We start from the raw sequence: 6098 nt of genomic DNA on the forward strand, positions 1-6098 counted from the left end.
CTTGTCAAGACGCATGCGTGAACACCCGTTGAGTGCCGTGGGAACTTTGGATCTGATTTATCTTCATCAGCCAACATTGTGAACCAGCGGCAGCCGCACCGTGGCATCCAGCCCCGCAATACGCCCATGGTCTTCGCGGTTTTCCAGGGTGATGCTGCCGCCCAGCGCCTGGGTGATTTCGCGGCAGATCGCCAGACCCAGGCCCGAGCCCTGGCGCACGTCGCCGGCAGAAAACGGTTCGTACAGGCGCGCGGTCAGTTCGGCGCTGATGCCCGGTCCACCGTCGCTGATGGTCAAGGCCGCGTACGAGTTGTCGCTGACCAGACGCACGCTCAGTGCGCCGCCGCGCGGGCTGTGTTTGATGGCGTTGTGCAGCAGGTTGCGCGCCAGCTCGCGCAGCATCCATTCATGGGCGTGTACGGTCGCTGGCTGGGTGATGATTTCAAAATCAATGTCCTTGTCGGCCAGCAACGGCGACACATCGACGACCACCGCGCGCAGCAGCGCTGGCCAGTCCTGGGCCTGCGCATCGGTCTGCTGGCGCAACTGCTCGACCTTGGCCAGCGCCAGCATCTGGTTGGCCAGCACGGTGGCGCGCTCGACGGTGTCTTCAATCTCCCGCAAGGCCTGTTGCGGCGCCACATCGCCGCGCAGCGCCGACTGCACCTGGGTCTTGAGCACGGCCAGCGGCGTGCGCAACTGGTGCGAGGCGTCACGCACAAAACGCTTTTGGTGCTCGGTCAGGTTCTGCAGGCGCTGCATCACCTGGTTGGTGGCTTCAATCAGCGGCAGCAACTCGCGCGGTGCGTCGGGCGCGGCCACCGGCGTCAAATCGCCTTCGGGTCTGGCTTTCAACTCGCCGCTGAGCCGGCGCACCGGCCGGGTGGCGCGCTGCACCACCACGATCACAACCAGCACAATCACTGCGATCAGCAGTGCCTGCCGCCACAAGGTGTCGAGCAACACCTTGCGCGCCAGTGTTTCGCGCAGCTCCAGCGTCTCTGCCACCTGCACTACCGCCATGCCGCGGCCCTGGGCGCTTGCCACCGGCTGCAGCAGCACCGCCACCCGCACCTCGTCGTTGCGGAAGCGGTCGTCGTAAAAAGCCACCAGCGCCGCATAAGCGCCCTGGTCGGGAATGCGGCCGCGCCAGAACGGCAGCTCGCCAAAGCCCGAAATCACCTCGCCTTGCAGGTTGGACACGCGGTAGACCAGCTGACTGCGGTTGTCTGCCTCAAAGGCTTCAAGAGCGGAGTAGGGCACGGTGGCGCGCAGCACCGACAACTCGTCATAACCTTCGACATCGAGTTGCTCGCCGATGGTCTTGGCCGAAGCCAGCAGCGTGCGGTCATAGGCGATGTTGATGGCGCCCAGGGTCTGGCGGTACAGGCTGACGGTGTTGATGACGATCAGGATGCCGATGGGCAGCAGGATGCCGAGCAGGAGATAACGCCTGAGGGATATTGCCCCCACGCTTGTCGCTTCGCGTGCCTTCGGCGTTGCGCTGCGCCTTTCATCTGAAATAGGGGCCGCGCTTGCTCGGGGTGGTTCTTCGCTGTGCACATTCACCCCCCGTGCTTCTTGGGTCTCTGGTGGCGGTTGCTCAGGCATCGGTCTTGAGCAGGTAACCGAGTCCGCGCAGCGTCATCAGTGTCACGCCGGTGTGCGCCAGCTTTTTGCGCAGCCGGTACACCACCACCTCAATCGCTTCGTAGGCGACCTCGACCTGGCCGGGGAATACCAGGTCGAACAGCCGCTCCTTGGTCACTGCATGCCCTTTTTTCTCCAGCAGGGCCGTGAGCAGCGCCAGTTCGCGCGGCGCCAGGTCCAGCACCTGGTCCCGACAATAAATCGCACCGCTCTCTTTTTCATAGCTGAGGGCGCCCGCTGTATATGGGCTGGAGGCCAATTCGGTTGTTGATCCGGGGCGGCGCCGGTGCAGGGCACGCAGGCGGGCTTCGAGCTCATCCAGGTCGAAAGGTTTGGGCAGGTAGTCGTCGGCGCCGGTGTTCAGGCCAATGATGCGGTCGCCGACGGTGCCGCGCGCGGTCAGGATCAGCACCGGTGTGTCCAGCCCGTCGCGCCGCGCCTGGGCCAAGACCTGCAGGCCGTCCAGGCCCGGCAGCGTCAGGTCCAGCAGGATCACGTCGAAAGGCGACGACCGCCACTTCTCCAGGGCCACGCGCCCATCGCCGCAGGCCTCGATCTGGATGCCGCGCCGCCCGAGCGCACGGACCAGCGTGGTGCGCATGGCGGCATCGTCCTCGACCAAAAGCAGTTTCATGGGCCGGACATTAGCACTTTCCCCAGTGTCCCGGACAGCCGTTTGACAGCTAAGCGGCGCATGATGGCCCGGTTAGACAACACAAAGGAGACATTCATGCGTCGCGATACCTTCCTCAAATCCATGGCTGCCCTGGCGGCCGCCGCCACCCTTCCGCTGCCAGCCCTGGCCTCGGCCAACGTCAAGATGATGATTCCGGCCAACCCCGGCGGCGGCTGGGACACCACGGGCCGCGCCCTCGGCAAGGCGCTGCAGGAGTCCGGTGCGGCCTCCACCGTGACCTACGACAACAAAGGCGGTGCCGCCGGCGCGCTGGGCCTGGCGCAGTTCATCAACGGCAGCAAAAACGACCCGAACGCGCTGATGGTCATGGGCGCCGTGATGCTGGGCGGCATCATCACTGGCAAGCCGCCGGTCAACCTGAGCCAGGCCACGCCGGTTGCCCGCATCACCAGCGAGTACAACGTGTTTGTGCTGCCGGCCAACTCGCCGTTCAAGACCATGAAGGATGTGGTCGAGCAGCTCAAGAAAGATCCCGGCAGCGTCAAATGGGGCGGTGGCTCGCGCGGTTCTACCGAGCACATCGCGGCGGCCATGATTGCGCGCGAAGTCGGTGTGGATCCGTCCAAGATCAACTACGTCGCCTTTCGGGGCGGCGGCGAGGCGATTGCGGCCATTCTGGGCGGCAATGTGACCATAGGTGGCAGTGGCTACAGCGAGTTTTCCGAGTACATTGCCAGCGGCAAGATGCGCCCGCTGGCTGTCACGTCGGCCACCCGCCTGAAGGGGGTCAACGTGCCCACGCTGAAAGAGCAGGACATCAATGTGGTGATCGGCAACTGGCGCGGCGTCTACGGCGCACCGGGCATCACCACGGCCCAGCGCAAGGAACTGACCGACAGGGTGCTCAAGGCGCTGAAGTCCAAGGCCTGGGCCGAAGCGCTGGAGAAAAACAACTGGACGCCGGCCGTGCTGACCGGCGCCGACTTCGAGAAGTTTGTGGACGACGACTTTGCCAGCCTGCGCGCGACCATGGTCAAGTCGGGCATGGTTTGATCGGCCCGGTTTAACCACTCCCACAGCAAGTCCCTTCCCGAGCTGTCATCCCGGACCTGATCCGGGATCCATGTCAACTGAGCCTCCGACCGTGGAGGTAAAGCCAGCATGGATTGCGGGTCAAGCCCGCAATGACAGCGCGTGAGATGCAGCCCTATCCAGTGAGGCCATCCATGAACCCAAGTCTTTTTTCCCCGGCGCAAACCCGTTTGCAGGCCCTGGTTGGCGGCGGCGTGCTGCTGCTTGCGGCTGGCTTGGCTTTCGGCGCCGTCAGCATTCCTTCGGCCGCTGGTTATGCTGGCGCTGGCCCCAACTTCCTGCCCTGGGTGGTGTCGCTGGCGCTGGCCGCGTGCGGCGGCTTTCTGGTGTGGGAGGCGCTGAGTGGCGGCTTTCGCGCCATGGAACCGCCCGCCGACACGACACCGGCTTACTGGGCCGGCTTCGCCTGGGTCTCGGCCGGGTTGCTGGCCAACGCGGCGCTGATCACAACCATCGGCTTCATCCTGAGCTGCACCCTGTGTTTTGTGCTGGCGGTGCAGGGTCTGCGTGGCGCCGAGGGCAAGACCGGCCTAGAGCCCAAAGTCTGGCTCAAGAACATCGCCATCGGTCTTGCGATTTCAGCGCCGGTGTATTGGGCCTTCACGCAGTTTCTGGCGATCAATCTGCCGGGCCTGACCACGACCGGGTGGCTATAGAACCCGGAAGTGTCAGTTGATCGCTCGCGGTTCTAAAGGCTGTGTATGAATGCTGGCTTTGCTGATTTTCCACCCGCACCGCTTTGCGCGGAAGCGCTGCGCACCCAACTGCACCGCCCTGGCGCGGCCTGGGGGTGTTGCTCGTCCTTGCAGGCATTTGCCTGCCGTGTCCTCTCGCCTACCCAGACCACCCCATGACGGCCCATCCAGGCGCGCCCAACTAACACTTCCAGGTTCCTATGGACATCTTCAACCAGCTCCTGCAAGGTTTTGCAACCGCAGCCACACCGATCAACCTGCTCTGGTGTTTTGTCGGCTGCGCATTGGGCACTGCCGTCGGCGTGTTGCCCGGCATCGGCCCGGCGGTCGCAGTCGCCATGCTGCTGCCGATCACCGTCAAGGTCGAGGCCACGGCTTCAATGATCTTTTTTGCCGGCATTTATTACGGCGCCATGTACGGCGGCTCCACCACCTCCATCCTGCTGAACACGCCCGGTGAAACCGCCAGCATGGTCACGGCGATGGAAGGCAACAAGATGGCCAAAAGCGGGCGCGCGGGCGCGGCCCTGGCCACGGCGGCCATTGGCTCCTTTGTCGCCGGCACCATCGCCACCGTGCTGGTCACCTTGTTCGCACCGGTGGTCGCAGATTTTGCCGTCAAGCTCGGGCCGCCCGAATACTTCATGTTGATGCTGCTGGCCTTCACCACCGTCAGCGCGGTGCTCGGCAAAAGTGCGGTGCGCGGACTCACGGCGCTGTTTGTCGGCCTGGCGGCGGGCCTGGTCGGCCTGGACCAGATCACCGGCCAGGCGCGTTACACCGGCGGCGTGCCCGAGATGCTGGACGGCATCGAGATCGTGCTGGTGGCAGTCGGTCTGTTCGCCGTCGCTGAAGCCATGTATGCGGTGCTGTACGAAGGCCGCGTCGTCGATTCGCAAAACAAGCTCAGCAAGGTCCACATGACGGCCAAAGACTGGCGCCGCTCCTGGCCAGCCTGGCTGCGCGGCACGGCGATTGGCGCACCGTTTGGCTGCATTCCGGCCGGCGGCACCGAGATACCGACTTTTCTCAGTTATGCCACCGAGAAAAAGCTGGCGAAGGACAACACCGAATTTGGAACCAAGGGCGCGATTGAAGGTGTGGCTGGCCCGGAAGCCGCCAACAACGCCACCGTGACGGCGGCGATGATTCCGCTGCTCACGCTGGGCATCCCGACCTCGAACACCACAGCCATCCTGCTCGGCGCCTTCCAGAACTACGGCATCCAGCCGGGGCCGCAATTGTTCACCAGCTCGTCGGCGCTGGTCTGGGCGTTGATCGCTTCGCTCTACATCGGTAACGTCATGCTGCTGGTGCTGAACCTGCCGTTGGTCGGCCTGTGGGTCAAGTTGCTGAAAATTCCCAAGCCTTATTTGTACGCCGGTATTTTGATTTTTGCGACCGTCGGTGTTTACGGCATGCGGCAAAGTGCTTTCGATCTGTTCCTGCTCTACGGCATTGGCGTGCTGGGCGTGGTGATGCGGCGCTTTGATTTTCCAACCGCACCGGTGGTGGTCGGCATGATCCTCGGCCCGCTCGCCGAAGCGCAGTTCCGCAATGCCATGTCGATAGGCGAGGGCAGTGCCATGGTGTTTCTGCAGCGACCCATGTCGGTAACCTTGCTGGTGATTGTGGTGGCGGTTCTGGTGTTGCCACGTGTGGCCAAGGTCTTGTCGGCGCGGCGTGCGCGCCAGTAGTCATTCTTTCCGCACTAACTGACTGACGGCTTCAGACTGATTCCAGTCATTCAAAGTAGTTGATCGACTAGCAGCTTCCGACGACAAAGCGGTCAATCAGAGTCTTGGCATGAACAACTGCGATGCCGAGATTGCAGTCATTCGAGATGAGCTCGCATTTTCTGCGGGTCGGCTTGATTGAAACGTAGAATTGTGTGAGACGCCCTGCGGGTTTTGTCGGAACTTTACACCTGTACAAAATCCCCAAAGAATGGCTGAAACTGAATCGCCCCGTATTTTGAGGAGGCTCAAATCTCTGAGAGGATTGAGCCATGAAGAAGTCAAACA

The 6098-nt window shown here is 63.1% G+C and carries 5 protein-coding genes; 3 read left to right on the forward strand and 2 right to left on the reverse strand.

Translation table 11 applies throughout. The features are described 5' to 3' along the window. Positions 1 to 66 precede the first annotated feature (66 nt). Both IEX16_RS15475 and IEX16_RS15480 read right to left on the reverse strand, forming a co-directional pair. On the reverse strand, positions 67 to 1473 hold the full coding sequence (locus tag IEX16_RS15475) for a sensor histidine kinase (protein ID WP_229676377.1): 1407 nt from the start codon (positions 1471 to 1473) through the stop codon (positions 67 to 69). A 130-nt stretch (positions 1474 to 1603) separates the two neighbouring features. Then, a complete protein-coding gene (locus IEX16_RS15480) occupies positions 1604 to 2284 on the reverse strand; it encodes a response regulator (protein ID WP_188709382.1) in 681 nt (226 codons plus the stop codon). Between the two features lie 96 nt (positions 2285 to 2380). Here IEX16_RS15480 and IEX16_RS15485 point away from each other — a divergent pair, with 96 nt between their 5' ends. The 3 genes from IEX16_RS15485 (at position 2381) to IEX16_RS15495 (ending at position 5771) form a co-directional block, all read left to right on the forward strand. After that, positions 2381 to 3340, forward strand: a complete 960-nt coding sequence (locus tag IEX16_RS15485; protein WP_188709383.1) for a Bug family tripartite tricarboxylate transporter substrate binding protein — start codon at positions 2381 to 2383, stop codon at positions 3338 to 3340. Between the two features lie 173 nt (positions 3341 to 3513). Then, a complete protein-coding gene (locus tag IEX16_RS15490; RefSeq protein ID WP_229676378.1) occupies positions 3514 to 4035 on the forward strand; it encodes a tripartite tricarboxylate transporter TctB family protein in 522 nt (173 codons plus the stop codon). 239 nt (positions 4036 to 4274) lie between these two features. Further along, the gene (locus tag IEX16_RS15495) at positions 4275 to 5771 is read left to right on the forward strand and encodes a tripartite tricarboxylate transporter permease (protein WP_188709384.1); all 1497 of its coding nucleotides are present in this window, start codon (positions 4275 to 4277) and stop codon (positions 5769 to 5771) included. The last annotated feature ends 327 nt before the right edge of the window (positions 5772 to 6098 follow it).

The organism is Polaromonas eurypsychrophila (genome assembly GCF_014641715.1).
In the GTDB taxonomy this organism is placed as follows: domain Bacteria; phylum Pseudomonadota; class Gammaproteobacteria; order Burkholderiales; family Burkholderiaceae_C; genus Polaromonas; species Polaromonas eurypsychrophila.

Bases quoted from the DNA above. Each gene is read 5' to 3' on its own strand.
- IEX16_RS15490 (WP_229676378.1), top strand. From the start codon at position 3,514: ATGAACCCAAGTCTTTTTTCCCCGGCGCAAACCCGTTTGCAGGCCCTG.
- IEX16_RS15480 (WP_188709382.1), bottom strand. From the start codon at position 2,284: ATGAAACTGCTTTTGGTCGAGGACGATGCCGCCATGCGCACCACGCTG.
- IEX16_RS15485 (WP_188709383.1), top strand. From the start codon at position 2,381: ATGCGTCGCGATACCTTCCTCAAATCCATGGCTGCCCTGGCGGCCGCC.
- IEX16_RS15495 (WP_188709384.1), top strand. From the start codon at position 4,275: ATGGACATCTTCAACCAGCTCCTGCAAGGTTTTGCAACCGCAGCCACA.